The sequence below is a fragment of the Streptomyces pacificus genome (assembly GCF_011766325.1).
Taxonomy (GTDB): domain Bacteria; phylum Actinomycetota; class Actinomycetes; order Streptomycetales; family Streptomycetaceae; genus Streptomyces; species Streptomyces pacificus.
Genome location: NZ_BLLG01000018.1, coordinates 31293 through 57184, shown reverse-complemented (window position 1 = coordinate 57184; position 25892 = coordinate 31293). Strand labels below are relative to the sequence as shown.

The 25892-nt window shown below is 73.5% G+C and carries 21 protein-coding genes; 19 read left to right on the top strand and 2 right to left on the bottom strand.

The features are described 5' to 3' along the window. Nucleotide 1 precedes the first annotated feature (1 nt). The 12 genes from SCWH03_RS23085 (at nucleotide 2) to SCWH03_RS23030 (ending at nucleotide 15753) form a co-directional block, all read left to right on the top strand. On the top strand, nucleotides 2–1297 hold the full coding sequence (locus SCWH03_RS23085) for a dihydroorotase (protein WP_173266219.1): 1296 nt from the start codon (nucleotides 2–4) through the stop codon (nucleotides 1295–1297). Further along, nucleotides 1294–1920 (top strand): PH-like domain-containing protein, encoded by a 627-nt coding sequence (locus SCWH03_RS23080; RefSeq protein WP_173266218.1) that lies wholly within the window; start codon nucleotides 1294–1296, stop codon nucleotides 1918–1920. Before SCWH03_RS23085 ends, SCWH03_RS23080 begins: the two co-directional genes overlap by 4 nt. Further along, nucleotides 1917–3083: a glutamine-hydrolyzing carbamoyl-phosphate synthase small subunit gene (gene carA / locus SCWH03_RS23075; protein ID WP_173266217.1), complete on the top strand. Its 1167-nt coding sequence runs from the start codon at nucleotides 1917–1919 to the stop codon at nucleotides 3081–3083. Before SCWH03_RS23080 ends, carA begins: the two co-directional genes overlap by 4 nt. Then, nucleotides 3076–6393: a carbamoyl-phosphate synthase large subunit gene (gene carB / locus SCWH03_RS23070; RefSeq protein ID WP_173266216.1), complete on the top strand. Its 3318-nt coding sequence runs from the start codon at nucleotides 3076–3078 to the stop codon at nucleotides 6391–6393. Before carA ends, carB begins: the two co-directional genes overlap by 8 nt. Before the next feature lie 288 nt (nucleotides 6394–6681). Continuing rightward, nucleotides 6682–7794, top strand: coding sequence for a quinone-dependent dihydroorotate dehydrogenase (locus tag SCWH03_RS23065; protein ID WP_173266215.1), 1113 nt, complete (start codon nucleotides 6682–6684; stop codon nucleotides 7792–7794). Then, nucleotides 7791–8633, top strand: coding sequence for an orotidine-5'-phosphate decarboxylase (gene pyrF / locus SCWH03_RS23060; RefSeq protein WP_173266214.1), 843 nt, complete (start codon nucleotides 7791–7793; stop codon nucleotides 8631–8633). The genes SCWH03_RS23065 and pyrF overlap by 4 nt, the downstream gene beginning before the upstream one ends. A 436-nt stretch (nucleotides 8634–9069) precedes the next feature. Then, entirely contained in the window at nucleotides 9070–9393 is a 324-nt protein-coding gene (locus SCWH03_RS23055) for an integration host factor (protein ID WP_017945586.1), read from the top strand. Nucleotides 9394–9431: 38 nt separating this feature from the next. Beyond that, entirely contained in the window at nucleotides 9432–9995 is a 564-nt protein-coding gene (gene gmk / locus SCWH03_RS23050; RefSeq protein WP_173266213.1) for a guanylate kinase, read from the top strand. A gap of 40 nt (nucleotides 9996–10035) precedes the next feature. Continuing rightward, on the top strand, nucleotides 10036–10308 hold the full coding sequence (rpoZ, locus tag SCWH03_RS23045) for a DNA-directed RNA polymerase subunit omega (RefSeq protein WP_003982715.1): 273 nt from the start codon (nucleotides 10036–10038) through the stop codon (nucleotides 10306–10308). A 140-nt stretch (nucleotides 10309–10448) separates the two neighbouring features. Then, nucleotides 10449–11651 (top strand): bifunctional phosphopantothenoylcysteine decarboxylase/phosphopantothenate--cysteine ligase CoaBC, encoded by a 1203-nt coding sequence (gene coaBC / locus SCWH03_RS23040; RefSeq protein ID WP_173266277.1) that lies wholly within the window; start codon nucleotides 10449–10451, stop codon nucleotides 11649–11651. Nucleotides 11652–12104: 453 nt separating this feature from the next. Next, on the top strand, nucleotides 12105–13313 hold the full coding sequence (gene metK / locus SCWH03_RS23035; protein WP_173266212.1) for a methionine adenosyltransferase: 1209 nt from the start codon (nucleotides 12105–12107) through the stop codon (nucleotides 13311–13313). Nucleotides 13314–13587: 274 nt separating this feature from the next. Further along, nucleotides 13588–15753 (top strand): primosomal protein N', encoded by a 2166-nt coding sequence (locus SCWH03_RS23030; RefSeq protein ID WP_173266211.1) that lies wholly within the window; start codon nucleotides 13588–13590, stop codon nucleotides 15751–15753. Nucleotides 15754–15947: 194 nt separating this feature from the next. Here SCWH03_RS23030 and SCWH03_RS23025 read toward each other — a convergent pair whose 3' ends face one another. Further along, nucleotides 15948–16487 (bottom strand): hypothetical protein, encoded by a 540-nt coding sequence (locus SCWH03_RS23025; RefSeq protein ID WP_173266210.1) that lies wholly within the window; start codon nucleotides 16485–16487, stop codon nucleotides 15948–15950. 223 nt (nucleotides 16488–16710) lie between these two features. Here SCWH03_RS23025 and fmt point away from each other — a divergent pair, with 223 nt between their 5' ends. The 7 genes from fmt to SCWH03_RS22990 all read left to right on the top strand — a co-directional run bounded on the left by fmt (nucleotide 16711) and on the right by SCWH03_RS22990 (nucleotide 24079). After that, entirely contained in the window at nucleotides 16711–17643 is a 933-nt protein-coding gene (gene fmt, locus SCWH03_RS23020) for a methionyl-tRNA formyltransferase (protein ID WP_173266209.1), read from the top strand. 194 nt (nucleotides 17644–17837) lie between these two features. After that, nucleotides 17838–19283: an RsmB/NOP family class I SAM-dependent RNA methyltransferase gene (locus SCWH03_RS23015; protein WP_173266208.1), complete on the top strand. Its 1446-nt coding sequence runs from the start codon at nucleotides 17838–17840 to the stop codon at nucleotides 19281–19283. 293 nt (nucleotides 19284–19576) lie between these two features. After that, nucleotides 19577–20275: a ribulose-phosphate 3-epimerase gene (gene rpe / locus SCWH03_RS23010; protein WP_173266207.1), complete on the top strand. Its 699-nt coding sequence runs from the start codon at nucleotides 19577–19579 to the stop codon at nucleotides 20273–20275. Nucleotides 20276–20335: 60 nt separating this feature from the next. Next, nucleotides 20336–21382 carry a sugar-binding transcriptional regulator gene (locus SCWH03_RS23005; RefSeq protein WP_173266206.1) on the top strand — a complete coding sequence of 349 codons (1047 nt, stop codon included), beginning with the start codon at nucleotides 20336–20338 and terminating at the stop codon, nucleotides 21380–21382. Between the two features lie 391 nt (nucleotides 21383–21773). Then, nucleotides 21774–22172 (top strand): guanyl-specific ribonuclease, encoded by a 399-nt coding sequence (locus tag SCWH03_RS23000; protein ID WP_173266205.1) that lies wholly within the window; start codon nucleotides 21774–21776, stop codon nucleotides 22170–22172. After that, nucleotides 22169–22531 carry a barstar family protein gene (locus SCWH03_RS22995; protein ID WP_173266204.1) on the top strand — a complete coding sequence of 121 codons (363 nt, stop codon included), beginning with the start codon at nucleotides 22169–22171 and terminating at the stop codon, nucleotides 22529–22531. The genes SCWH03_RS23000 and SCWH03_RS22995 overlap by 4 nt, the downstream gene beginning before the upstream one ends. A 36-nt stretch (nucleotides 22532–22567) precedes the next feature. Next, a complete protein-coding gene (locus tag SCWH03_RS22990; RefSeq protein ID WP_173266203.1) occupies nucleotides 22568–24079 on the top strand; it encodes a GuaB1 family IMP dehydrogenase-related protein in 1512 nt (503 codons plus the stop codon). 337 nt (nucleotides 24080–24416) lie between these two features. Here the strand turns inward: SCWH03_RS22990 and SCWH03_RS22985 are convergent, their stop codons facing one another. Further along, nucleotides 24417–25481 (bottom strand): GDSL-type esterase/lipase family protein, encoded by a 1065-nt coding sequence (locus SCWH03_RS22985; protein ID WP_173266202.1) that lies wholly within the window; start codon nucleotides 25479–25481, stop codon nucleotides 24417–24419. Between the last annotated feature and the right edge of the window lie 411 nt (nucleotides 25482–25892).

The window sequence follows — 25892 nt, the reverse complement described above, 5'->3', positions numbered from 1 at the left end:
CATGAGCGAGACCGGCAAGACACTGATCCGCGGCGCGAAGGTGCTGGGCGGCGAGGTGCGGGACGTACTGATCGACGGCGAGACCGTCGTCGAGGTCGGTACCGGAATCGAGGCCGGCGGCGCCACCGTCGTCGAGGCCGCGGGCCGGATCCTGCTGCCCGGCCTGGTCGACCTGCACACCCACCTGCGGGAGCCCGGCCGCGAGGACTCCGAGACCGTCCTCACCGGCACCCGCGCGGCCGCGAGCGGCGGCTACACCGCCGTGTTCGCCATGGCCAACACCTTCCCCGTGGCCGACACCGCCGGCGTCGTCGAGCAGGTGTGGCGGCTCGGCAGGGAGCACGGCTACTGCGACGTCCGGCCGATCGGCGCCGTCACCGTCGGCCTGGAGGGCAGGAAGCTCGCCGAACTCGGCGCCATGCACGACTCCGCCGCGGCCGTCACCGTCTTCTCCGACGACGGCAAGTGCGTCGACGACGCCGTGATCATGCGCCGGGCGCTGGAGTATGTGAAGGCGTTCGGCGGCGTCGTCGCGCAGCATGCGCAGGAGCCCCGGCTCACCGAGGGCGCCCAGATGAACGAGGGCGTCGTCTCCGCAGAACTGGGTCTCGGCGGCTGGCCCGCCGTCGCCGAGGAGTCGATCATCGCCCGCGACGTGCTGCTTGCCGAGCACGTCGGCTCACGCGTCCACATCTGCCATCTGTCGACCGCCGGCTCCGTCGAGATCGTCCGATGGGCCAAGTCCCGCGGCATCGACGTCACCGCCGAGGTCACGCCGCACCATCTGCTGCTCACCGACGAACTGGTCCGCACATACGACCCGGTCTACAAGGTCAACCCGCCGCTGCGCACCGAGCGCGACGTGACGGCGCTCCGCGAGGCCCTGGCCGACGGCACGATCGACATCGTCGCCACCGACCACGCCCCGCACCCGCACGAGGACAAGGACTGCGAGTGGGCCGCTGCCGCGATGGGCATGGTCGGCCTGGAGACCGCGCTGTCCGTCGTCCAGCACACGATGGTCGACACCGGGCTGCTGACCTGGGAGGGCGTCGCCGACCGGATGTCCTTCGCACCGGCCCGGATCGGCCGCGCAGAGGGCCATGGGCGGCCCGTCTCGTCAGGTGAGCCCGCCAACCTCACCCTGCTCGATCCGGCATACCGTGGAACCGTGGACCCCGCGGGCTTCGCCTCCCGCAGCCGCAACACCCCCTACGGGGGCCGCGAGCTGCCGGGGCGCGTCACCCACACGTTCCTGCGGGGCCGCGCGACGCTCATGGACGGGAAGCTGGCGTGACGACACCACTGATCATTCAGGCGGCCGAAGAGGCCGAGCGGCAGTCGGCGGAGGTGACCGACTGGGCCGCCCGGCTCGGCTGGGTCGCCGGACTCCTGCTCTTCATCGCCCTCGTCTACTGGCTGATGCGCCAGGGCTGGAAGTGGCGGGGCGCACTCCAGTCCGGGCTGCCCGAACTCCCCACCCGCCCCGACGCAGGAGGCGACCCGCGACCCGCCGGTACGCACGGCGGCGGCAGCGGCGGCGCCGCGGCGGGGCTCCGGCTCAGCGGCCGCTACCACGGCTCCACGACCGCCGGGCAGTGGCTCGACCGGATCGTCGCCCGTGGCCTGGGCAGCCGCAGCCGTGCCGAGCTGACGCTCACCGATGCCGGGATCGACGTCGTACGCCCCGGGGCAGCCGACTTCTTCATCCCGGCCGGGGCCCTGCGCGGGGCCCGCCTCGACAAGGGCATCGCCGGGAAGGTCCTCGCCGAGGGCGGTCTGCTGATCGTCACCTGGGAGCACGGCGACCGGATGATCGACTCCGGTTTCCGCTCCGACCGGGCGGCCGAGCACACCGCCTGGGTCGAGGCGGTCGACTCCATCACCAAGAACGACATGACGGAAGGCGCCGCACGATGACGACCTCCACCAGGGGAACCCGCGTTCCCGCCGTACTCGTCCTGGAGGACGGCCGGACCTTCCGCGGCTGTGCCTACGGGGCCGTGGGGCAGACCTTCGGCGAGGCCGTGTTCTCCACCGGGATGACCGGCTACCAGGAGACCCTCACCGACCCCTCGTACCACCGCCAGGTCGTGGTGATGACCGCCCCGCACGTCGGCAACACCGGTGTCAACGACGAGGATTCCGAGTCCCGGCGCATCTGGGTGTCCGGCTACGTCGTGCGCGACCCCGCCCGGGTCCCCTCCAACTGGCGCTCCCGCCGCTCCCTCGACGAGGAGCTCGCGGCCCAGGGGGTCGTCGGCATCAGCGGTGTCGACACCCGCGCCCTCACCCGCCATCTGCGCGAGCGCGGCGCGATGCGCGTCGGGATCTTCTCCGGCAACGCGCTGCCCGACGAGGGCACGATGCTCGCCGAGGTCCGCCAGGCGCCCGAGATGAAGGGCGCCGACCTGGCGGCGGAGGTGGCCACGGAGGAGGCGTACGTCGTCCCCGCGATCGGGCCCGGCGGTGCGGCGGTACCCGTCGGCGAGGCGAGGTTCACCGTCGCCGCGGTCGACCTCGGCATCAAGGGCATGACCCCGCACCGGATGGCCGAACGCGGCATCGAGGTGCACGTCCTGCCCGCCACCGCGACGGTCGACGAGGTGTACGCGGTCGGTCCCGACGGGGTGTTCTTCTCCAACGGCCCCGGTGACCCGGCGACCGCCGACCACGCAGTCTCGGTGATGCGCGGCGTGCTGGAGCGCGGGACGCCGCTGTTCGGGATCTGTTTCGGCAACCAGATCCTGGGCCGGGCGCTGGGCTTCGGCACCTACAAGCTCACGTACGGCCACCGGGGCATCAACCAGCCCGTGCAGGACCGTACGACCGGCAAGGTCGAGGTCACCGCGCACAACCACGGCTTCGCCGTGGACGCCCCGCTCGACCGGGTCTGCGACACCCCCTACGGCCGCGCCGAGGTCTCCCACGTCTGCCTCAACGACGACGTGGTGGAGGGCCTCCGGCTGCTCGACCGGCCGGCCTTCAGCGTCCAGTACCACCCCGAGGCGGCCGCGGGCCCGCATGACGCCGCGTACCTGTTCGACCGTTTCGTCTCCCTGATGGAGGGGCAGCGTGCCTAAGCGCACCGATATCCAGTCCGTCCTGGTCATCGGCTCCGGCCCGATCGTCATCGGTCAGGCGGCCGAGTTCGACTACTCCGGCACCCAGGCCTGCCGGGTCCTCAAGTCCGAGGGCCTGCGGGTCGTCCTGGTGAACTCCAACCCGGCGACGATCATGACCGATCCCGAGATCGCCGACGCCACCTACGTGGAGCCGATCACCCCCGAGTACGTCGAGAAGATCATCGCCAAGGAGCGCCCCGATGCGCTCCTGCCCACCCTCGGCGGCCAGACCGCGCTCAACACCGCGATCTCCCTCCACGAGGCCGGGACGCTGGAGAAGTACGGCGTCGAGCTGATCGGCGCCAACGTCGAGGCGATCAACAAGGGCGAGGACCGCGACCTGTTCAAGGAGGTCGTCGCGGCCGTCAACCGCAAGATCGGCCACGGTGAGTCGGCCCGCTCGGTGATCTGCCACTCCATGGACGACGTCCTCCAGGGCGTCGGGACCCTCGGCGGCTACCCCGTGGTCGTCCGCCCCTCCTTCACCATGGGCGGCGCCGGCTCCGGCTTCGCCCACGACGAGGAGGAGCTGCGGCGCATCGCGGGCCAGGGCCTGACCCTGTCGCCCACCACCGAGGTGCTCCTGGAGGAGTCCATCCTCGGCTGGAAGGAGTACGAGCTGGAGCTGATGCGCGACAAGAACGACAACGTCGTGGTCGTCTGCTCCATCGAGAACGTCGACCCCATGGGCGTGCACACCGGCGACTCGATCACGGTCGCACCCGCGATGACGCTGACCGACCGCGAGTACCAGGTCCTGCGCGACATCGGTATCGCCGTCATCCGCGAGGTGGGCGTCGACACCGGCGGCTGCAACATCCAGTTCGCCGTCGACCCCGAGGACGGCCGGGTCATCGTCATCGAGATGAACCCGAGGGTGTCCCGCTCCTCCGCCCTGGCGTCCAAGGCCACCGGATTCCCGATCGCGAAGATCGCGGCACGGCTCGCCGTGGGCTACACCCTCGACGAGATCCCCAACGACATCACGGAGCAGACGCCGGCCTCCTTCGAGCCGACGCTCGACTATGTGGTCGTCAAGGCCCCGCGCTTCGCCTTCGAGAAGTTCCCCTCCGCGGACAGTACGCTCACCACGACCATGAAGTCCGTGGGCGAGGCCATGGCCATCGGCCGCAACTTCACCGAGGCCCTGCAGAAGGCGCTGCGCTCGCTGGAGAAGAAGGGCAGCCAGTTCGACTTCACCGGCGAGCCCGGCGAGCCCGGCGACAAGGACGGGCTGCTGCGCGAGGCGGGCCGGCCGACCGACGGACGGATCAACACCGTGATGGCGGCCATCCGCGCCGGAGCCACCCGGCGGGAGGTCTTCGAGGCGTCGAGGATCGACCCGTGGTTCGTGGACCAGCTCTTCCTGATCAAGGAGATCGCCGACGACCTGGCCGGCGCGGAGAAGCTCGACCCCGATCTGCTGGCCGAGGCCAAGCGCCACGGCTTCTCGGACGCCCAGATCGCCGGAATCCGCGGTCTGCGCGAGGAGGTCGTCCGCGAGGTGCGCCACAGCCTGGGCATCCGACCGGTCTACAAGACGGTCGACACCTGCGCCGCCGAGTTCGCCGCGAGGACCCCGTACTTCTACTCGTCCTACGACGAGGAGTCCGAGGTCGCCCCTCGGGAGAAGCCCGCGGTGATCATCCTGGGCTCCGGCCCGAACCGCATCGGCCAGGGGATCGAGTTCGACTACTCCTGCGTCCACGCGTCCTTCGCGCTGAGCGACGCCGGCTACGAGACCGTCATGGTCAACTGCAACCCCGAGACGGTCTCCACCGACTACGACACCTCCGACCGGCTGTACTTCGAGCCGCTCACCCTCGAGGACGTCCTGGAGATCGTGCACGCCGAGCAGCAGGCCGGCCCGGTGGCCGGTGTCGTCGTCCAACTCGGTGGCCAGACCCCGCTGGGCCTCTCCCAGGCGCTGAAGGACAACGGCGTCCCGATCGTCGGCACGCCCCCCGAGGCCATCCACGCCGCCGAGGACCGGGGTGCCTTCGGCCGGGTGCTCGCCGACGCCGGGCTCCCGGCGCCCAAGCACGGCACCGCGACCACCTTCGCCGAGGCCAAGGCCATCGCCGACGAGATCGGCTACCCCGTGCTGGTGCGCCCCTCGTATGTGCTCGGCGGCCGCGGCATGGAGATCGTCTACGACGAGGCCAGGCTCCAGGCGTACATCTGCGAGTCCACCGAGATCGGCCCCGACCGGCCGGTCCTGGTCGACCGCTTCCTCGACGACGCCATCGAGATCGACGTGGACGCCCTCTACGACGGCTCCGAGCTCTACCTCGGCGGAGTGATGGAGCACATCGAGGAGGCCGGCATCCACTCCGGCGACTCCGCCTGCGCCCTGCCCCCGATCACCCTCGGCGGCTTCGACGTCAAACGGCTGCGGGCGTCGACCGAGGCCATCGCCGACGGTGTCGGGGTGCGCGGACTGATCAACATCCAGTTCGCGATGGCCGGCGACATCCTCTACGTGCTCGAGGCCAACCCGCGCGCCTCCCGCACCGTGCCGTTCACCTCCAAGGCGACCGCCGTGCCGCTGGCCAAGGCCGCCGCGCGGATCTCGCTGGGCGCCACCATCGCGGAACTGCGCGAGGAGGGCCTGCTGCCCGCCCGGGGCGACGGGGGCACCCTCCCGCTGGACGCCCCGATCTCCGTCAAGGAGGCCGTGATGCCGTGGAGCCGCTTCCGCGACATCCACGGGCGCGGCGTCGACACGGTCCTCGGCCCGGAGATGCGCTCCACCGGCGAGGTCATGGGCATCGACAGCGCCTTCGGCACGGCGTACGCCAAGTCGCAGGCCGGGGCGTACGGTCCGCTGCCCACCAAGGGACGTGCCTTCATCTCCGTCGCCAACCGCGACAAGCGCTCGATGATCTTCCCGGCCCGGGAGCTGGTCGCGCACGGCTTCGAACTGCTCGCCACCTCCGGCACCGCCGAGGTGCTCAGGCGCAACGGCATCCACGCCACCGTCGTCCGCAAGCAGTCCGAGGGCGAGGGCCCCGGCGGTGAGAAGACCATCGTCCAGCTCATCCACGACGGCCAGGTCGACCTCATCGTCAACACCCCGTACGGTACCGGCGGACGTCTCGACGGCTACGAGATCCGCACCGCGGCCGTCGCCCGCGGCGTGCCCTGCCTGACCACCGTCCAGGCGCTCGCCGCCGCCGTCCAGGGCATCGACGCGCTGAACCTCGGCGGGGTCGGCGTCCGCTCCCTCCAGGAGCACGCGCAACAGCTGATCGCGGCCCGCGACTAGGGCGTGCTGCGAAGGCAGCTCCGCCCGCAGGGCGGGGCCCCGGCGTCCGCTGCGTGCGCTCGCACGGCGGAGGAGCGTCCTCGCAGGGGACGTACCCGGACGACTCCGGCAGCGCGGCACGGGGCACCTGCCGTGCCCGAAGGGCGACGGGGGAGCGCGTGCCGGGCGTCGCGCGCCGGGAGGGGCTTTCGCCACACGCCCCGGCAGCCCACGAGGGGGGCACCGAACCGGTGTCCCCCTCTTCCTGAGGACACCCGTCCTCGTGAGGACACACAGGACACCGCTGAGATGTACAAACTCTTCTTCAACCTGGTCTTCCGGCGCATGGACCCGGAGGAGGCCCACCACCTCGCCCTCCGGTGGATCCGGCTCGCCGTCCGCGTCCCGGTGCTGCGGACGCTCGCCGCCGCCGTGCTCGCGCCCCGCCACGCGGAACTGCGCACCGAGGCCCTCGGCCTGCGGATGCACGGCCCCTTCGGCCTCGCGGCCGGCTTCGACAAGAACGCCGTCGCCATCGACGGCATGTCCATGCTCGGCTTCGACCATGTCGAGATCGGCACCGTCACGGCGCAGCCCCAGCCGGGCAATCCCCGCAAGCGGCTCTTCCGCCTGGTGCCGGACCGGGCACTGATCAACCGCATGGGCTTCAACAACGACGGCTCCGCCGCCGTCGCCGCCCGGCTCGCCGCCCGCCGGGAGGTCTTCCGCACGGTCGTCGGCGTCAACATCGGCAAGACCAAGACCGCCCCCGAGGAGGAGGCCGTCGCCGACTATGTGACCTCCACCGAGCGGCTTGCCGCGCATGCGGACTACCTCGTGGTCAACGTCAGCTCGCCGAACACCCCCGGCCTGCGGAACCTCCAGGCCACCCGGGCGCTGCGCCCCCTGCTCCGCGCGGTGCGCGAGGCCGCCGACCGCACGGTCACCGGGCGCCGCGTCCCGCTCCTGGTCAAGATCGCCCCGGACCTCGCCGACGAGGACGTGGACGCCGTCGCCGACCTCGCCGTCGAACTGGGCCTGGACGGCATCATCGCCACCAACACCACCCTCGCCCGCGACGGCCTCGGCCTGAGGTCCGACCCGGCGCTGGCCGCGGAGACCGGAGGACTGTCCGGCGCACCCGTCAAGGAGCGCGCCCTGGAAGTGCTGCGCCGACTCTACGCGCGCGTCGGCGACCGGGTCACGCTCGTGGGCGTCGGCGGCATCGAGGACGCCGAGGACGCCTGGCGGCGCATCCTGGCCGGCGCCACCCTCGTCCAGGGCTACAGCGCCTTCGTCTACGAGGGCCCGTTCTACGCCAGGGCCGTCCACAAGGGCCTGGCCGCACGCCTCGCCGCCAGCCCCTACGCCACCCTCGCCGAGGCCGTCGGCGCCGAGACCCGAAAGGCGGCCACCGCATGAGTTCCCCGGAACCGTTCGGAGCCCGACTGCGCCAGGCCATGGACACCCGCGGCCCGCTCTGCGTCGGTATCGACCCGCACGCCTCGCTGCTGACCGCCTGGGGGCTCGACGACGACGTCAACGGCCTGGAGCGGTTCACCCGTACCGTGGTCGAGGCGCTCGCCGACCGGGTCGCCGTCCTCAAGCCGCAGTCCGCGTTCTTCGAGCGCTTCGGCTCGCGGGGCGTCGCAGTGCTGGAGCGGGCCGTGGCGGAGGCCCGGGCCGCCGGGGCGCTGGTCCTGATGGACGCCAAACGCGGCGACATCGGCTCCACCATGGGCGCCTACGCGGAGGCGTTCCTGGACAGGGGCTCGCCGCTGTTCTCCGACGCCGTGACGGTTTCGCCGTACCTCGGCTTCGGTTCGCTGCGTCCTGCGCTCGACCAGGCCGTCCTCAGCGGCTGCGGGGTCTTCGTCCTGGCCCTCACCTCCAATCCGGAGGGCGCCGAGGTCCAGCGTGCCACGGCGTCCGGCGGGAGCTCGCTCGCCCAGCTCATGCTGGACCACATGGCCGGCGAGAACGCGGGGGCCGACCCGATGGGCCCGGTCGGCGCGGTGGTCGGCGCCACGCTCGGCGCCGCGGGAGTGGACCTGGACATCAACGGCCCGCTCCTCGCGCCGGGTATCGGCGCCCAGGGTGCGACGCCCGCCGACCTGCCGGGTGTTTTCGGCGGCGCCGTGCGCAACGTCGTGCCGAGCGTGAGCCGCGGAGTTCTGCGGTACGGCCCGGACGCGGTGGCCCTGCGCACGGCCGCGGAGCGCTTCGCCGAGGAGATCCGGGTGGCGGTCGGCGAGGCGTAGCCGCGGCGCTGTCCGGGCGCATCACAGGCCGGGGCGAGCCGTCGCGGGCCCGCCCCGGGGCCCCGACAGGCCCCGTCGCCGGTCGCCGCGGGCCGCCGGCCTCGCCGCCGGGGCCGTCTCGGCGCTGCGGGGGCCGCCGGGGCGGAGCCCGGTCCTCCGGGGGTGCCGCCGGGTCGCTCGGCAGGGCGCTCATCTGCGCCTTCGACCGACGCTTTCTTGACAGATGGAGGGTTGGTATGTCTGGAATATCCAAGTCGGCCGATGCTGACCAGGACTTTTCCGCTGTTCTCGCTGACTGGAGCGGTCCAGACCGCTAGTCTCCGTCGAGAGTCAGCGATGCAACGGCCACTGCGTTGTTCGTTGCTCGCCTGGTGTGGGCCGACTAGGTTCCTCACCGGTCCGTATCCGACAGTTCGACATCCGAGGTGACGTAGGCGTGGCTCTTCCGCCCCTTACCCCTGAACAGCGCGCAGCCGCGCTCGAAAAGGCCGCCGCGGCTCGCCGGGAGCGGGCCGAGGTCAAGAATCGACTCAAGCACTCCGGCGCCTCCCTCCACGAGGTCATCAAGCAGGGCCAGGAGAACAACGTCATCGGCAAGATGAAGGTCTCCGCCCTGCTCGAGTCGCTCCCCGGCGTCGGCAAGGTCCGTGCCAAGCAGATCATGGAGCGACTGGGCATCTCCGAGAGCCGCCGTGTGCGGGGTCTCGGGTCGAACCAGATCGCGTCGCTCGAGCGCGAGTTCGGCGGCGGCCCCGCCTGACGTTCCCGGGCACCGCCGGGAAGCTGGATAATCGCTGCATGGCAGCAGAGGTACGTCCGCGGCTGACCGTGCTCTCCGGCCCCTCCGGGGTCGGCAAGAGCACGGTCGTCGCCCATATGCGCAAGGTCCATCCCGAGGTCTGGCTCTCGGTGTCGGCCACCACCCGCAAGCCGCGCCCCGGAGAGCGCCACGGTGTCCAGTACTTCTTCGTCGGCGACGAGGAGTTCGACAAGCTGGTCGCCAACGGCGAACTCCTGGAATGGGCCGAGTTCGCGGGCAACCGCTACGGCACTCCGCGCCGGGCGGTCCAGGAGCGCCTGGAGGCCGGGGAACCGGTCCTCCTGGAGATCGACCTCCAGGGGGCGCGCCAGGTCAAGGAGTCCATGCCGGACTCCCAGCTGGTCTTCCTGGCCCCGCCGAGCTGGGACGAACTGGTCCGCCGCCTCACCGGCCGCGGCACCGAGGCCCCCGACGTCATCGAGCGGCGCCTGGCGGCCGCCAAGGTCGAGCTGGCCGCGGAGCGGGAGTTCGACACCACCCTGGTGAACACCTCCGTCGAGGACGTCGCGCGTGAGCTGCTAGCCTTGATGGAAGTTGTCTGAATTTCTGTGATCTCCCCGTAGTTTCTTCGGAAGGCTAAGCGTGTCCTCCTCCATCACCGCGCCCGAGGGCATCATCAACCCGCCGATCGACGAGCTGCTCGAGGCGACCGACTCGAAGTACAGCCTGGTGATCTACGCGGCCAAGCGCGCGCGCCAGATCAACGCGTACTACTCGCAGCTCGGTGAGGGGCTCCTCGAGTACGTCGGTCCGCTGGTGGACACCCACGTGCACGAGAAGCCCCTGTCGATCGCCCTGCGCGAGATCAACGCGGGCCTGCTGACCTCCGAGGCCGTCGAGGGCCCGGCCCAGTAGCACCCGTCCCCCGGGCGCTGCGCGAGCGGCCCCGGGCAGCACGCGGCACTGTCACCACAGGCCCGGCGGAGCACCCGCCGGGCCTGTGGTGTGTCATGGAGGCGAAGGACGTCGTGATCGTTGGGGTGGCGGGAGACGCAGTGGACAAGCCGAGGGTCGTTCTGGGTGTCAGCGGCGGTATCGCCGCCTACAAGGCGTGCGAGCTGCTGCGCCGGCTGGCCGAGTCCGGACACGACGTCCGGGTCGTGCCCACCGCGTCCGCGCTGAGGTTCGTCGGAGCCGCGACCTGGTCCGCCCTGTCCGGCAACCCGGTCTCCCCCGAGGTCTGGACGGACGTCCACGAGGTCCCGCACGTGCGGATCGGGCAGGGCGCCGACCTCGTCGTCGTCGCCCCGGCCACCGCCGACACGCTCGCCAGGGCCGCCCACGGCCTCGCCGACGACCTGCTGACCAACACCCTGCTCACCGCGCGCTGCCCGGTCGTCTTCGCGCCCGCCATGCACACCGAGATGTGGGAGCACCCCGCGACCCGGGAGAACGTGGCGACGCTGCGCCGCCGCGGTGCCGTGGTCATCGACCCGGCCGTCGGCCGGCTCACCGGCGCCGACACCGGCAAGGGCCGGCTGCCCGACCCCGGCGAGATCTTCGAGGTCTGCCGCCGGGTGCTGGCCCGCGGTGCGGCGGTGCCCGACCTCGCCGGCCGCCATGTCGTGATCAGTGCCGGCGGCACCCGGGAGCCCCTCGACCCCGTCCGGTATCTGGGGAACCGCTCCTCCGGCAAACAGGGCTATGCGCTGGCCCGTACCGCAGCGGCCCGCGGGGCCCGGGTGACGCTGATCGAGGCCAACACCGGCATGGCCGACCCGGCCGGCGCCGACGTCGTCCACGTGGGCAGCGCGCGGCAACTGCGCGAGGCCGTGCTGAAGGCCGCTCCCGGCGCCGACGTGGTCGTGATGGCCGCCGCGGTGGCGGACTTCCGTCCTGCGGTATACGCCGAGGGGAAGATCAAGAAAAAGGACGGGCAGGAGCAGGCGCCGATCGCCCTGGTCCGCAACCCCGACATCCTCGCCGAGATCTCCGCGGCGCGGCCCCGCCCCGGGCAGCTGGTGGTGGGTTTCGCGGCCGAGACCGACGAGGTGCTCGCCAACGGCCGCCAGAAGCTCCGCCGCAAGGGCTGCGATCTGCTCGTGGTCAACGAGGTGGGTGAGCACAGGACGTTCGGTTCCGAGGAGAACGAGGCCGTGGTCCTGTCCGCGGACGGGGGAGAGACACCGGTTCCCCGGGGCCCCAAGGAAGGGCTCGCGGACACGGTCTGGGACCTCGTCGTCGCCCGGCTGGGGTGAGGCCCTCGGCGGGGTCGGGCCCTGCCCGGCCGGGGTGAGGTTTCCTGCGGGGTCGCGCCCTGCCCGGCCCGGGTGCCGCCTCCGGTGAGGTCGCCCGCCGTCAGAGGGCGGCATCCCGGAACGGAGTGTGACGCGACGCACGCCGTACGGCTCGGCGGGTGGACACGCCGGGCCAGGGGGGATCCGGGAGGAATTTCCCCACCGTGCGAAACCCGCGCCGAATCCGGCGAAAGCCGGCCTTAGGGCCGTTTTCCGGCCGCTTCCGGCCGTGCCCGGCCGCCGTCGGCGGCCAGGTGGCGGGTGATTCGGCCCACGGTTGGCCGACCGGGGGGCGAGACGCTGGTCCGGTCGGGGGGACTGCCCGATAAACTGTGCCCCGGAACGACGTGGGGCGGGGCCCCCGGCCGCTCCACCAATGATCAGCCAGCAGCCGCTGCAACCACAGGGAGCGTTGTGTCCCGTCGCCTGTTCACCTCGGAGTCCGTGACCGAGGGTCACCCCGACAAGATCGCTGACCAGATCAGCGACACCATCCTCGACGCACTGCTGCGGGAGGACCCGTCCTCCCGGGTCGCGGTCGAGACGCTGATCACCACCGGCCTGGTGCACGTCGCAGGCGAGGTGACGACGAAGGCCTACGCGGACATCCCCAACCTGGTACGCAACACGGTCCTCGGGATCGGCTACGACTCCTCGAAGAAGGGCTTCGACGGCGCTTCGTGCGGTGTGTCGGTGTCCATCGGCGCGCAGTCGCCGGACATCGCGCAGGGCGTGGACACCGCGTATGAGAACCGGGTCGAGGGTGACGACGACGAACTCGATCGGCAGGGCGCGGGGGATCAGGGCCTGATGTTCGGGTACGCGTGCGACGAGACGCCGGAGCTGATGCCGCTGCCGATCCACCTGGCGCACCGGTTGTCCCACCGGCTGTCCGAGGTGCGCAAGAACGGGACCATCCCGTATCTGCGTCCCGACGGCAAGACCCAGGTCACGATCGAGTACGACGGTGACAAGGCCGTCCGGCTCGACACGGTGGTGGTGTCCTCGCAGCATGCCTCGGACATCGACCTGGACTCGCTGCTGGCGCCGGACATCCGTGAGTTCGTCGTGGAGCATGTGCTCGGGCAGTTGGTGGAGGACGGGATCAAGCTGGACACCGAGGGCTACCGCCTGCTGGTCAACCCGACGGGGCGGTTCGAGATCGGCGGCCCGATGGGGGACGCCGGCCTCACCGGCCGGAAGATCATCATCGATACCTACGGTGGTATGGCGCGCCATGGCGGCGGGGCGTTCTCGGGGAAGGACCCGTCCAAGGTGGACCGCTCGGCCGCCTACGCGATGCGCTGGGTCGCGAAGAACGTCGTGGCGGCGGGCCTGGCCTCGCGCTGCGAGGTCCAGGTGGCCTACGCGATCGGCAAGGCCGAGCCGGTGGGCCTGTTCGTCGAGACCTTCGGCACCGCGGCGGTCGACGTGGACAAGATCGAGAACGCCATCGGCGAGGTCTTCGACCTCCGCCCCGCCGCGATCATCCGCGACCTCCATCTGCTGCGCCCGATCTACGCCCAGACCGCCGCCTACGGCCACTTCGGCCGCCGGCTCCCCGACTTCACCTGGGAGCGCACCGACCGCGTCGACGCCCTGCGTGCTGCGGCGGGCCTCTGACGGCCACCGCTCGGCGCGAGGGCCCCGGCCGCCCGGGAGCGGTGCCCGGGAGGCACCGCGAGACGCGGTCGTGCCGATCGGCCCGTGAGCGGTTGACGCGGAACGCCCGGCCGGATTTCCCGGCCGGGCGTTCCGCGTGGTCGGCCGCCGGACGGAAGCCGGCCCCGCGCCCCGCGCCCCGTGCGCCGCGGACCGCCCGTCGCCGGCCGCCAGGGATCGGGACGCCGTTCGGCGGGCCCGGGCGCTGTCGGTGGCGTCTGGTAGGAATGCTGCTGTGAGCAGCGCCGACGAAGCCTCCGAGCGGCCCGGGGACGGTCCGCCGGAGCAGCTTGCGCTCATCCGGGAGACCGTACGCAAGTCCGCGAAGCCGCGGGCCAGGCCGCGCACCTGGCGGGGGGCAGCCCTCGCCGGGGAGCGGCCGGTCGCCCGCGTCGTGGTCAACAAGGGCGTTCTCCACCTCGACCAGTACTTCGACTACGCGGTGCCCGAGGAGCTGGACGAGGAAGCACAGCCCGGGGTGCGGGTCCGCGTGCGTTTCGGCGCCGGGTCCCACCAGGTCCGGGAGGGCCGCCGGGAAGGCGGCCGGCTGATCGACGGCTTCATCGTCGAGCGGCGGGCCGACTCCGACTACTCGGGCCCGCTCGCCGCCCTCGCCGCAGTGGTCTCGCCCGAGCCCGTACTCAGCCCCGGACTGCTCGGCCTGGCCAGAGCGGTCGCGGACCGGTATGCGGGCAGCCTCGCCGACGTGCTCCAGCTCGCCGTGCCGCCCAGGAGCGCACGTGCCGAGTCCCGGCCGTCGCCCGCACCGCTGCCTCCCCCGGCGCCCCCGGAGCCGCGTACCTGGACCCGGTACGAGCAGGGTCCGGCTTTTCTGAACGCCCTGGCGGGCGGCGGAGTGCCGAGAGCCGTGTGGACGGCGCTGCCGGGACCGCACTGGGCAGGCGAACTCGCGGGGGCCGTCGCCGCGACCCTCGCGTCCGGCAGGGGGGCCCTGGTGGTCGTCCCTGACGGGCGTGCCGTGGCCCGGGTGGACGCCGCCCTGACCGAACTCATCGGCGCCGGACACCATGCCGTCCTCACCGCGGAAGCCGGACCCGAGAAGCGGTACGGGCAGTGGCTGTCCGTACGGCGCGGCTCGGTGCGTGCGGCGGTCGGGACGCGCGCGGCGATGTTCGCACCCGTTCGGGACCTGGGGCTGGTCGCGATATGGGACGACGGGGACTCCAGCCACAGCGAGCAGCACGCGCCGCTGCCGCACGCGCGGGAAGTGCTACTGCTGCGCGCCGCGCACGAGCACTGCGGATTCCTGCTGGGCGGTGTGAGTTGCACGGTGGAGGCCGCCCAGCTCGTCGAGACCGGCTGGGCGCGGCCACTGGCCGCTGACCGGGAGCAGGTGCGCCGCGCCGCGCCGCTGGTCCGCACGGTCGGCGACGGCGATCTCGCCCGCGACGAGGCGGCCCGCGCCGCCCGGCTGCCGACGCTCGCCTGGGGGGCCGTGCGGACGGGGCTGCGGACGGGGCCGGTGCTGGTCCAGGTGCCCCGTCGCGGCTACGTACCGAGGCTGGCCTGCGAGCGCTGCCGGGCGCCCGCGCGCTGCGGCCACTGCTCGGGTCCGCTGGAGGCCCCGCGGCAGCAGGATCTCGGGTGCGGCTGGTGCGGACGGGACGCGGCCGGCTGGCACTGCACCGAGTGCGGCGGATCGCGTCTGCGCGCCCGGATCGTGGGGGCCCGGCGCACGGCGGAGGAGCTGGGGCGGGCGTTTCCCACGGTGCCCGTGCGGACATCGGGGCGGGACCACGTACTGGACTCCGTACCCGGCCGTCCCGCGCTGGTGGTCAGCACACCGGGCGCCGAGCCGGTTGCCGAGGGCGGCTACGCGGCGGCGCTGCTGCTCGACGGCTGGGCGATGCTCGGGCGTCCCGACCTGCGGGCGGGGGAGGAGGCGCTGCGGCGGTGGACGGGTGCCGCCTCGCTGGTGCGCGGCCAGGCGGAGGGCGGCACGGTCGTCGTGGTCGCCGAACCCACGCTCCGTCCGGTCCAGGCCCTGGTGCGGTGGGATCCGGTCGGCCATGCCCGGCGCGAGCTGGCGGAGCGCGCCGAGCTGGGGTTCCCGCCGGTGTCGCGGATGGCCTCGGTGACCGGGCGCGCGGAGTCGGTGGCGGAGTTCCTCGCCGCGGTGTCCCTGCCCGACGACGCCGAGGTGCTCGGGCCGGTGCCCCTTCCGCCACCCCCTCCGGGGCGACCGCGCCGGCCGGGTGACCCTCCGCAGGTTCCCCGCGGCGGAGGCGGGCAGGGGGAACCGTGGGAGCGCGTGCTGCTGCGCGTACCGCCCGGCAGCGGCGCCGCACTCGCCGCCGCGTTGAAGTCGGCCCAGGCCGCGAGGCTCGCACGGGGCGGCGATGCGGTGCGGATCCGGGTGGATCCGCCGGACATCGGGTGATGTGCGGCCGGGTGACCTGGTGAGGCGCCGCAGCCGGGCCCGGCCGACCACGCAGCGCGGCATCGCACCGCCGGAGAAGCGGGGGACGGCACCGCCGGGGATGCCGGCTCCCCACACCACCGCCGGGGCCCCCGCGCCGCACGGCACCGCCCCGGCACACCGCGAGGAGGTGCCGGGGCGGCCGGGGGGAGGGGTCAGCCGTTGCGCGGGCCGGGGAAGGCGCTGTGGCGGACCTCGTCACGCAGCGGGTGGCCGCCGTGCCCCGGCTGCGGCGGCATGGAGCGTGCGGCCGGCACCGCGGGGGCGGCCGGCATCGCGGGGGCGGCCGGCATCGCACGGGTCGCAGCCGGCTCCGGTTCAGGAGGCAGGGCGGGGGGCTGCGGCGCCGCCCGCCGTGATCCGTAACGGCGGTGCACCGCCTGCTTGGTGACGCCCAGTGCCGAACCCACCGCGTCCCACGAGAAGCCCAGCGAGCGGTCGAAGTCGACGGCGGCGGTCACCAAGGTCTCGACGCTGTCCCGTAGTTCCTGGGCCAGGCGGACGGTCGGGGCGGGCGCGCGGCCGTAGACGACGAAGCCCGTGGACGGGCCCGAGCGGCGCGGACGGTAGACGTTCCCCAGCTGGGCCGTGAGCGTGCGCAGAGCGTCCACCTGCCGGCGGACCCGCTCGATGTCCCGCACCAACAGATGCAGACTTGCCCGGGCTTGGGCGTCGTGTGTGGCGTGGTCGGCCATGAACAAGCCTCTCGAACCGGCGGCGTGGAAAGGGGTCGGGCCGCATCGGCGGCCCGCTTCGGTCAATCTCCCTTGACAACGCGCCACCAGGCGGTCTGGTCACGCTCCGCAGGTGCGTGCGCACATGCGCAGGGCGCGCGACAGCCCGCGCGCCCCCCGGCAACCCGCCCCATAGACTGGTGCGTCGCGCGATCACCCCGGTACACAGAGCGAGGTATTACCAGTGAAACTTGTCTTCGCGGGCACCCCCGAGGTCGCCGTACCCGCCCTGGACGCCCTGATCGCCTCCGGCCGGCACGAGGTGGCCGCGGTCGTCACCCGCCCCGACGCCCCCGCGGGCCGCGGCCGCCGCCTGGTGGCCAGCCCGGTCGCCCAGCGGGCGCACGAGGCGGGGATCGAGGTACTGAAGCCCCCGCGGCCGCGGGATGCGGAGTTCCTCGCCCGGCTGCGCGAGATCGCACCGGACTGCTGCCCCGTGGTCGCCTACGGCGCGCTGCTCCCCGGGGAGGCGCTGGACATCCCGGCCCGCGGCTGGGTCAATCTGCACTTCTCGCTGCTGCCCGCCTGGCGGGGTGCCGCGCCGGTGCAGCACGCGATCCTCTCGGGCGACGAGATGACCGGAGCCTCCACCTTCCGGATCGAGGAGGGGCTGGACTCCGGCCCGGTGTACGGCGTGATCACCGAGCGGGTGCGGCCGACGGACACCAGCGGCGACCTGCTCACCCGGCTCGCCTTCGCGGGAGCCGGGCTGCTGTCCGCGACCATGGACGGCATCGAGGACGGCTCCCTTCAGGCCGTGCCGCAGCCCTCCGGCGGGGTCACCCTGGCGCCGAAGATCACCGTCGAGGACGCCCGCGTGGACTGGCGTACCCCGGCCCTGCGCATCGACCGCCTGGTCCGCGGTTGCACTCCCGCTCCCGGCGCGTGGACGCTGTTCCGCGGCGAGCGCCTGAAGCTGATCAACGTCCAGCCGCTGCCGGACCGCGCCGAACTGGCGCCGGGGGAGCTCTCGGCGGGCAAGAGCCACGTGCACGCCGGGACCGGCTCGCACGCCGTCGAACTGCACTGGGTCCAGCCGCAGGGCAAGAAGCCGATGCGAGCCGCCGACTGGGCCCGCGGTGTGCGGATCGGCCCCGGGGAGACGCTCGGGTCCTGAGCTGGGCGGCGGCCGCACCGCCGGGGGCCCCGGTGCCGTGCCGCGGGCGCGCTCGGGAGGCCGGGCTCGTGCCCGCACCGCCGTCGGGGCCGTGGGCCGCGCCCTCGGGCCGTGGTGGCGGGGACGGGTCGGGGGACGCCCGGCCGGCCGTCGTAGGCTGAGGGGGTGAGACCTTTTCGGAACGCGGAGCACCTTTGAGCCAGCAGAGCCGTCGCCGTCCCTCCCAGTCCTACCGTCCCCCGAAGAAGGATCCCGTGCGGATCCTCGCCTTCGACGCGCTGCGGGCCGTGGACGAGCGCGACGCCTACGCCAACCTCGTCCTGCCCCCGCTGCTGCGCAGGGCCCGTGAGCAGGGCGACTTCGACAGCCGCGACGCGGCGCTCGCCACGGAGCTGGTGTACGGCACGCTGCGCCGGCAGGGCACCTACGACGCGATCATCGCCGAGTGCGTCGACCGGCCGCTGCGCGAGGTCGACCCGCCGGTCCTCGACGTGCTGTCACTCGGCACGCACCAGCTGCTGGGCACGCGGATCCCGACCCACGCCGCGGTGTCCGCGACCGTCGAGTTGGCCCGCGTGGTCCTCGGCGACGGCCGGGCCAAGTTCGTGAACGCCGTGCTGCGCCGGATCTCGCGGAACGGCCTCGACGGCTGGCTGGAGCGAGTCGCGCCGCCCTACGACGAGGACCCCGAGGAACACCTCGCCGTCGTCCACTCGCACCCCCGCTGGGTCGTCTCGGCCCTGTGGGACGCACTGGGCGGCGGTCGGGCCGGGATCGAGGACCTGCTGGAGGCCGACAACGAACGGCCCGAGGTGACGCTGGTCGCCAGGCCGGGCCGGTCGACCACGGGTGAGCTGCTCGCCGTGCTCGGTGCGGACGGCGGGCTGCCCGGACGCTGGTCTCCGTACGCCGTACGGCTTGCCGAGGGCGGTGAGCCGGGCGCCCTCGCCCCTGTGCGGGAAGGCCGCGCCGGAGTGCAGGACGAGGGCAGCCAGCTCGTGGCGCTCGCCCTCGCGGCAGCGCCGCTCGACGGCCCGGACGAGCGCTGGCTGGACGGGTGCGCGGGGCCCGGCGGAAAGGCGGCCCTGCTGGGCGCGCTGGCCGCCGAGCGCGGTGCCGCCCTGGTCGCGGCCGAGAAGCAGCCGCACCGGGCCCGTCTCGTCGAGCGGGCGCTGGCGGGCAATCCCGGTCCGTACCAGGTGGTGACCGCGGACGGCACCCGCCCGGCCTGGCGGCAGGGCGCCTTCGACCGGGCCCTCGTCGACGTGCCGTGCACGGGCCTCGGCGCGCTCCGCCGCCGGCCCGAGGCGCGCTGGCGCCGCCGCCCCGAGGACCTCGACGGATTCGTGCCGCTCCAGCGGGCCCTGCTCCGGGAGGCGCTGCAGTCGGTCCGGGTCGGCGGAGTGGTCGGCTACGCCACGTGCTCGCCGCATCCCGCCGAGACCCGCGCGGTTGTCGACGACGTGCTCGGCAAGGGCGGTGCGCTCGGGGAACAGGGGCCGATCCGGGCCGAGTGGATCGACGCCCGCCCCCTGATGCCGGGGGTACCGGCCCTGGGCGACGGCCCGGACGTCCAGCTGTGGCCGCACCTCCACGGCACGGACGCCATGTATCTGGCACTGCTGCGCCGCACGGCCTGACGGTGCGGCCCCGCCGGGGTTCCGGCCGGGGAATCTCGTGCCTGCCGAGCGCGCGGGCAGACCGTGCGGCCTGCGCCGGCCAGCGGAGGCCGCACGGTCCGCCGGCCGGGGCCGGGAACCACCGGGCGGCCGGTCGGGAACCCCGGCCTCGGGCCGGGCCGGGGCCCCTCGGGCGACGGAATGCCGGATTCGTGGTGACCGGGGTGCCCGGAGGGGCGGGCCGGGCCGCAGAAAGGGCGGCTTCCTCCGGTTCCGGGGCCGAGAAGTGCGCGGGAGCATGGCAGTCTTGGCACATGGCCCAGATCAACCCCAGCATCCTGTCCGCCGACTTCGCCCGGCTCGCCGAGGAGGCGAGGGCCGTCGAAGGCGCCGACTGGCTCCATGTCGATGTCATGGACAACCACTTCGTGCCCAATCTGACGCTGGGCGTTCCGGTCGTCGAGTCGCTGAGCAGGGCGACGGACACCCCGCTGGACTGCCATCTCATGATGGAGGACCCGGACCGCTGGGCCCCGCAGTACGTCGAAGCAGGTGCCGGCTCCGTCACCTTCCACGCCGAGGCCGCCGGGGCCCCGGTGCGGCTGGCGCGGGAGATCCGGGCCAAGGGTGCGCGCGCCGCCATGGCGCTCAAGCCCGCCACCCCGGTCGAGCCGTACGAGGACCTGCTCCCCGAACTCGACATGCTGCTGGTCATGACGGTGGAGCCGGGCTTCGGCGGCCAGGCGTTCCTGGACATCATGCTCCCCAAGATCCGCCGTACCAGGGAGCTCATCAACAAGCACGGACTGGAGCTGTGGCTCCAGGTCGACGGCGGTGTCTCGGAGTCCACGATCGAGCGATGCGCCGAGGCGGGCGCCGACGTCTTCGTGGCCGGATCCGCGGTCTACGGAGCCGAGGACCCGGCGCAGGCCGTGCGGACCCTGCGCGAGCGGGCCGACCGGACGATCGCGTCGGCGCCCTGGGCGTGCGACCACGGAGCCACGGCCCGGTGAACGGGGCCCTACCGGGCTGATCGACGGCACCCGGATCTGTCAGGATGGCGGTTCCGGAGTGTGAACAGCAGTGAGGAGAACGCGGTGTCTGCTATGTCGGCGGGACGGTCGGCCCTGCGGATGGGACCCGCGGAGCTGGTGCAGGCGGCGGCGATGGCCCGGCGCTTCTATCTCGAGGGCAAGTCCAAGATCCAGATCGCGGAGGAGTTCGGCGTCAGCCGCTTCAAGGTGGCCCGGGTCCTGGAGACCGCGCTCGAGCGCGACCTGGTGCGGATCGAGATCCGCGTGCCCGCCGAGCTGGACGCGGAGCGCTCCGACGCGCTCCGCGCCCGATACGGACTGCGGCACGCGGTGGTCGTGGAGTCCCCGTCCGAGGGTGCGGACGAGTCGCCCGACCCGGAGAACCTCGGAGAGGTCGCGGCGGACCTCCTCGGTGAGCTGGTCACCGAGGGGGATGTGCTGGGGCTGGCCTGGGGCCGCTCCACGATCCACATGGCGGCCGCGCTCGACCGGCTGCCGCCCTGCACGGTCGTCCAGCTCACGGGGGTGTACGACGCCGGGACCGCGGAACGCGGCTCGGTGGAGGCGGTGCGGCGCGCCGCCCAGGTGTCCGGCGGCGAGGCGCACCCGATCTACGCGCCGATGCTGCTCCCGGACCCGGCCACGGCCGCAGCGCTGCGCCACCAGACGGGTATCGCCCGGGCCTTCGACTACTTCGACAAGGTCACGGTCGCCTGCGTCTCGATCGGCTCGTGGGAGCCCGGCATCTCGACGGTGCACGACATGCTCAGCGACGAGGAGCGGGCGCACTACGCCTCGCTCGGTGTCGCGGCCGAGATGTCCGCCCACCTGTTCGACGCCGACGGCAGACGTGTGGGGCGCGACCTCGGCGAGCGCTGCATCACCGTCGAGGCCGACCGGCTCCGCCGTATTCCCGAGGTGGTCGCCATCGCGGGGGGCCAGCGCAAGGCGGCGGCGATCGGGGCGGTGCTGCGGTCCGGTCTGGTGACCAGTCTGGTGACGGACACGGCGGCGGCCGACTACCTCCTCACGGGGTCCCGCCCCGCCCCGCACCCGGCGCTTGAGCGGTCCGACCCGGACCACTGACCGCGGAAGCCGGACGGGGTTCCGGGGCGCCGGCCATCGGGCACAGAGCCGGCCCCCTGACCCGGCTCCGGACCCCTGACCCGGCTCCGGTCCTCGACCCGGTCCGGTTCGCCGGCCGCCGGCCGAGGCCGCTCACCGTCCGGAGAGCGCCCTCCGTACGGAGGATGGCTCCGCACGGAGAGCGGCCCTCGCGTCGAGTCGGGGCCGCCCCGGACCCGGAGGGGCCGCCCGCGGAGGACGCCGCACCTGCCCGTGCGCCGGGCGCCTGACGGGGTCCTGCGCCTTGCCCATGCCACCGAGCCGCCGACGTCACCGCGCTGCACGGGCGTTCCCTGCCCGCGCCGGGCGTTCCTCACCGTCTTCGCCGCCCTTGCGTGACAGCATCGGCGGCATGCTGAACCGGTCCTCGCGGCTCCTGCTCGTGCTGCTCTCGGCCCTCGCCGCCCTGCTGCTGACCGGCTGCCAGGGCGGCGCCGGCGCCGGGCACCGCCCCGCCGCCTCGACGCCCGCCGCCCTCGCCACCGTCCGCACCTTCGACCTGCCGCGGGAGGCACGCGAGACCCTGCGGCGGATCGACGGCGGCGGCCCCTTCCCGTACCGGAAGGACGGCAGCGCCTTCGGCAACATCGAGGGGATGCTGCCCGAGCGGGAGCGGGGCTACTACCGGGAGTACACCGTGCCCACGCCGGGCGAGCGCGACCGCGGCGCCCGCCGTATCGTCACGGGCCGGGAGGGGGAGGTCTACTACACCGACGACCACTACCAGACGTTCAGGGTGGTACTGCGATGAGAAACGACCCCCTCGCCGCACTGTTCGGCGCCACCCCGGGGCGGAACACCACCGTGCTCGACCTGCACGGCGTCATCGACAAGCGGACCTTCATGGAGCGCTGCGCCACCGGCCTCGGGCTCCCGCCCTGGTTCGGCCGCAACTGGGACGCCCTGGCCGACTGCCTCACCGATCTCCCCGGTCAGGAGGGCACCCTCGTCCTCGTCACCCGCTGGCAGGAGTACGCCGCCGCCAGGCCCGGGGAATGGCGGCTGGCTCAGGACGTCTTCGGCCGCGCGGTCGACACCATGCCCGGGCGGCTTGCCGTACTGCTCGCCCTCGGAGGATCCGACGAGAGGGCGTCCTGCGGTCCTGGATGATCGCCCCGGGCGGATCACGGTCCCGCCCATGGGACAATGAAGTACGTGCGATTTCCCCCGGACGAGTGTCCGGGACCCCTCCGAGCCGACTGGGATGTTCAGCACGTGCGTTTCCTCAACGACATCAAGCCGCCGTACGACCTGACGTACGACGACGTGTTCATGGTGCCGAGCCGCTCGGCCGTGGGCTCCCGACAGGGCGTCGACCTCGCCTCCCCCGACGGCACGGGCACCACCATCCCGCTGGTCGTCGCCAATATGACCGCCATCGCGGGGCGCCGCATGGCCGAGACCGTGGCCCGCCGCGGCGGGCTGGTCGTCATCCCGCAGGACATCCCGATCGACGTCGTCACCGACGTCATCACCTGGGTGAAGACGCGCCACCTCGTCCTCGACACGCCCATCGTGCTCACCCCGCACCAGACCGTCGCCGACGCGCTGTCGCTGCTGCACAAGCGCGCCCACGGGGCGGGCGTCGTCGTCGACGAGGAGCAGCGCCCCGTCGGCGTGGTCACCGAGCACGACCTGTCCGGCGTGGACCGCTTCACCCAGCTTGCCGAGGTGATGTCGAAGGATCTGCTGCTCGTCGACGCTGACATCGACCCGCGCGAGGCATTCACCAGGCTCGACGGCGCCAACCGCAAGCTCGCCCCCGCCGTGGACGCCGACGGCAGGCTCGCCGGCATCCTGACCCGCAAGGCGGCGCTGCGCGCCACCCTGTACACGCCGGCCACCGACGCTAAGGGCAGGCTGCGCATCGCCGCCGCCGTCGGAATCAACGGCGATGTGGCGGGCAAGGCCAAGCAACTCCTCGACGCCGGCGTGGACACGCTCGTCGTCGACACCGCGCACGGCCACCAGGAGTCGATGATCGCGGCGATCAGGGCGGTCCGCGCGCTGGACCCGGTGGTACCGGTCGCCGCGGGCAACATCGTCGCCGCAGAGGGCGTCCGGGACCTCGTCGAGGCCGGCGCGGACATCGTCAAGGTGGGGGTGGGCCCCGGCGCCATGTGCACCACCCGCATGATGACCGGTGTGGGCAGGCCGCAGTTCTCCGCCGTCCTGGAGTGCGCCGCGGAGGCCGGGAAGTACGGCAAGCACGTGTGGGCCGACGGCGGGGTCCGCCACCCGCGCGATGTCGCCATGGCGCTCGCCGCCGGTGCCTCCAACGTGATGGTGGGGTCCTGGTTCGCCGGCACCTACGAGTCCCCGGGTGATCTTCAGCAGACCGCCGACGGCCGGCTCTACAAGGAGTCCTTCGGCATGGCCTCCGCTCGTGCCGTCCGCAACCGGACAAGCGAGGAGTCGGCGTACGACAGGGCCCGCAAGGCGCTGTTCGAGGAGGGCATCTCCACCTCGCGCATGTTCCTCGACCCGGCCAGGCCCGGCGTCGAGGACCTGATCGACTCGATCATCGCGGGCGTCCGGTCCTCCTGCACCTATGCGGGCGCGGGCTCCCTGGCGGAGTTCGCCGAGAAGGCGATCGTCGGTATCCAGAGCGCTGCCGGCTACGCGGAGGGCCAGCCGCTGCACGCCAGCTGGAACTGACGCACGCGGTCCGCACGGCCAAGCCGGTCGCGCCTCCCACACCTTCCGGCCGCGGCCCCGGGGACCCTTCCCCGGGGCCGCGGCTGCTTCTCCCGCAGTGGGCGGAGCGGCTCCGGAGCGCGTCCCGCCGGGCCGCGCGGTCCCCTTGGCGGGCGGGCGGGCGGCCCGGCTTCCCGGCGCGGGGGCAGGCCGCGACAGGGCCCGCCCGCGGCTCGCGGGGCCCGGCGCGGGGAAGCCGGGTGCGCGAGGTCGGCGCGGGCGCTCGCCCTTCCCGGTGCGCCCGCCCCACCGTGCACGGTGGGTCCGTGGTGCGTGCGGTGTCCGTGGTGCGTGCCGTTCACGGTGGGTCCGCGGTGCGCGCCGTTTGCTGTGCGGCCGTGGCGCCCGCGGCTGCCGGAGCGGCGGCGAAACCGCACCCGCCCACGGCCCCGGCCACCGCCGCGGCGATCCGTGCGTGCCCCCGGTCGTTCGGGTGCAGCCCGTCCGCCAGGTCGTCCGCCGTGAGCAGATCCCCACCCGGCAGCAGGGCCATCCGGGTGTCACCGGCCGCGATGAGGTCGCGGACCGCCTCCTCCATCGCGGTGCGGAGGTCCCCCAGCGTCGCGCCCAGCGCGTTGCGCGTCGTCTCCGCGTCCGGGCGCAGGAGGGGCGAGAGCACCAGCAGGGGTACGTCCGGATGCCCCTGCCGGACGAGGCGGACGAAGGCACGGGCCGTCTCGTACAGCAGGGGAGCCGAGCAGGGCACGCCCGACCAGCAGTTGGTGCCGAAGGCCAGGGTCAGCAGGTCGGCGGGGAGCGAGGCGAGCTGCTGCGCGGTCGCGAGGTCGCCCCGGGCCGAGCCGGCGTAGCCGAGGTTGACGCAGTCGAGGCCGAGGGCCCGGCCGGCGGCCGCCGGCCAGGCGTGCGCCGGCCTGGTGGACCACCAGCCCTCGGTGATCGAGTCGCCGTGCACCAGCCAGCGGGGACGCGGCGGCGCGGGGACCATCCGGCCGCCCACCGCGCGCACCCCCAGGACCACCGGTGCCCGGGACACCGGAGGATGGACGGTGAACGGCCCCGGCCCGGGAGGCAGGGGGATGGCGACCACCGCCTCTTCCGCCGGCGCGGTGAACGACTCGGCCGCACAGCGGTCGCCGTGCCACAGCGCGAAGCAGTGGGCCGGGCCGCGCGGTGCTCCGGTGCGGCCCGGCACCGCGGCCCGGTAGCGCAGTTCGACCGCCCGGGCGCCGCCGGGGACCGTGAACTCCAGCCGTACGCCGATGGGCAGCGCGGCGCGTTCCCTGGTGTCCCACGGCAGCCGGGCCAGATCGCGGGGGTCGGCCCGCACCGGGCGCCCGCGGTCCAGCCAGGCCACGCCGCGCAGGAACGGTCCGGGGTCGAGCCACTTCGGGTCCGGCGTCATGGGGTCTCCATCCGGTCGGGTGCGCGATCGTGTGCGGGACCCGATCCCTACCCGCGGGGAGGCGGAGGGTGCGCCGCCCGGGCACCGCCGGCGCCGTCCGTGTGCGCTGGGTGTGGGGGTCGGGCGTGGAGGTCGGAGGCGCTGGCGGGGTGCGGGCGCGCGATGGCCCGGGAGGCGTTCCCGGCCGGACCGGGGCCCGCCGGCATGTGCAGCCGCCCCTTCGGCCCGAGGCCCGCAGCCCGTTTGCCGTCCGCGCAGGGCTTCGTATCCGCCCGCCGGTCATGCGTGTCATGGGCGCCTCATACCGGTCGGACGGTTGCGGCCTCGCGCAGGCCCGACGGTTGCGGCCGCCTCGCGCAGGCCCGGCGGCCGCTGCAGTACGGGCGGGAAGCATTGCGCGGCCAGTCGGTG

Bases quoted from the DNA above. Each gene is read 5' to 3' on its own strand.
- SCWH03_RS22995 (WP_173266204.1), top strand. From the start codon at position 22,169: ATGAGAAACGACCCCCTCGCCGCACTGTTCGGCGCCACCCCGGGGCGG.
- carA (WP_173266217.1), top strand. From the start codon at position 1,917: ATGACGACCTCCACCAGGGGAACCCGCGTTCCCGCCGTACTCGTCCTG.
- SCWH03_RS22990 (WP_173266203.1), top strand. From the start codon at position 22,568: ATGAAGTACGTGCGATTTCCCCCGGACGAGTGTCCGGGACCCCTCCGA.
- gmk (WP_173266213.1), top strand. From the start codon at position 9,432: ATGGCAGCAGAGGTACGTCCGCGGCTGACCGTGCTCTCCGGCCCCTCC.
- pyrF (WP_173266214.1), top strand. From the start codon at position 7,791: ATGAGTTCCCCGGAACCGTTCGGAGCCCGACTGCGCCAGGCCATGGAC.
- SCWH03_RS22985 (WP_173266202.1), bottom strand. From the start codon at position 25,481: ATGACGCCGGACCCGAAGTGGCTCGACCCCGGACCGTTCCTGCGCGGC.
- SCWH03_RS23000 (WP_173266205.1), top strand. From the start codon at position 21,774: ATGCTGAACCGGTCCTCGCGGCTCCTGCTCGTGCTGCTCTCGGCCCTC.
- SCWH03_RS23085 (WP_173266219.1), top strand. From the start codon at position 2: ATGAGCGAGACCGGCAAGACACTGATCCGCGGCGCGAAGGTGCTGGGC.
- SCWH03_RS23065 (WP_173266215.1), top strand. From the start codon at position 6,682: ATGTACAAACTCTTCTTCAACCTGGTCTTCCGGCGCATGGACCCGGAG.
- rpe (WP_173266207.1), top strand. From the start codon at position 19,577: ATGGCCCAGATCAACCCCAGCATCCTGTCCGCCGACTTCGCCCGGCTC.
- SCWH03_RS23025 (WP_173266210.1), bottom strand. From the start codon at position 16,487: ATGGCCGACCACGCCACACACGACGCCCAAGCCCGGGCAAGTCTGCAT.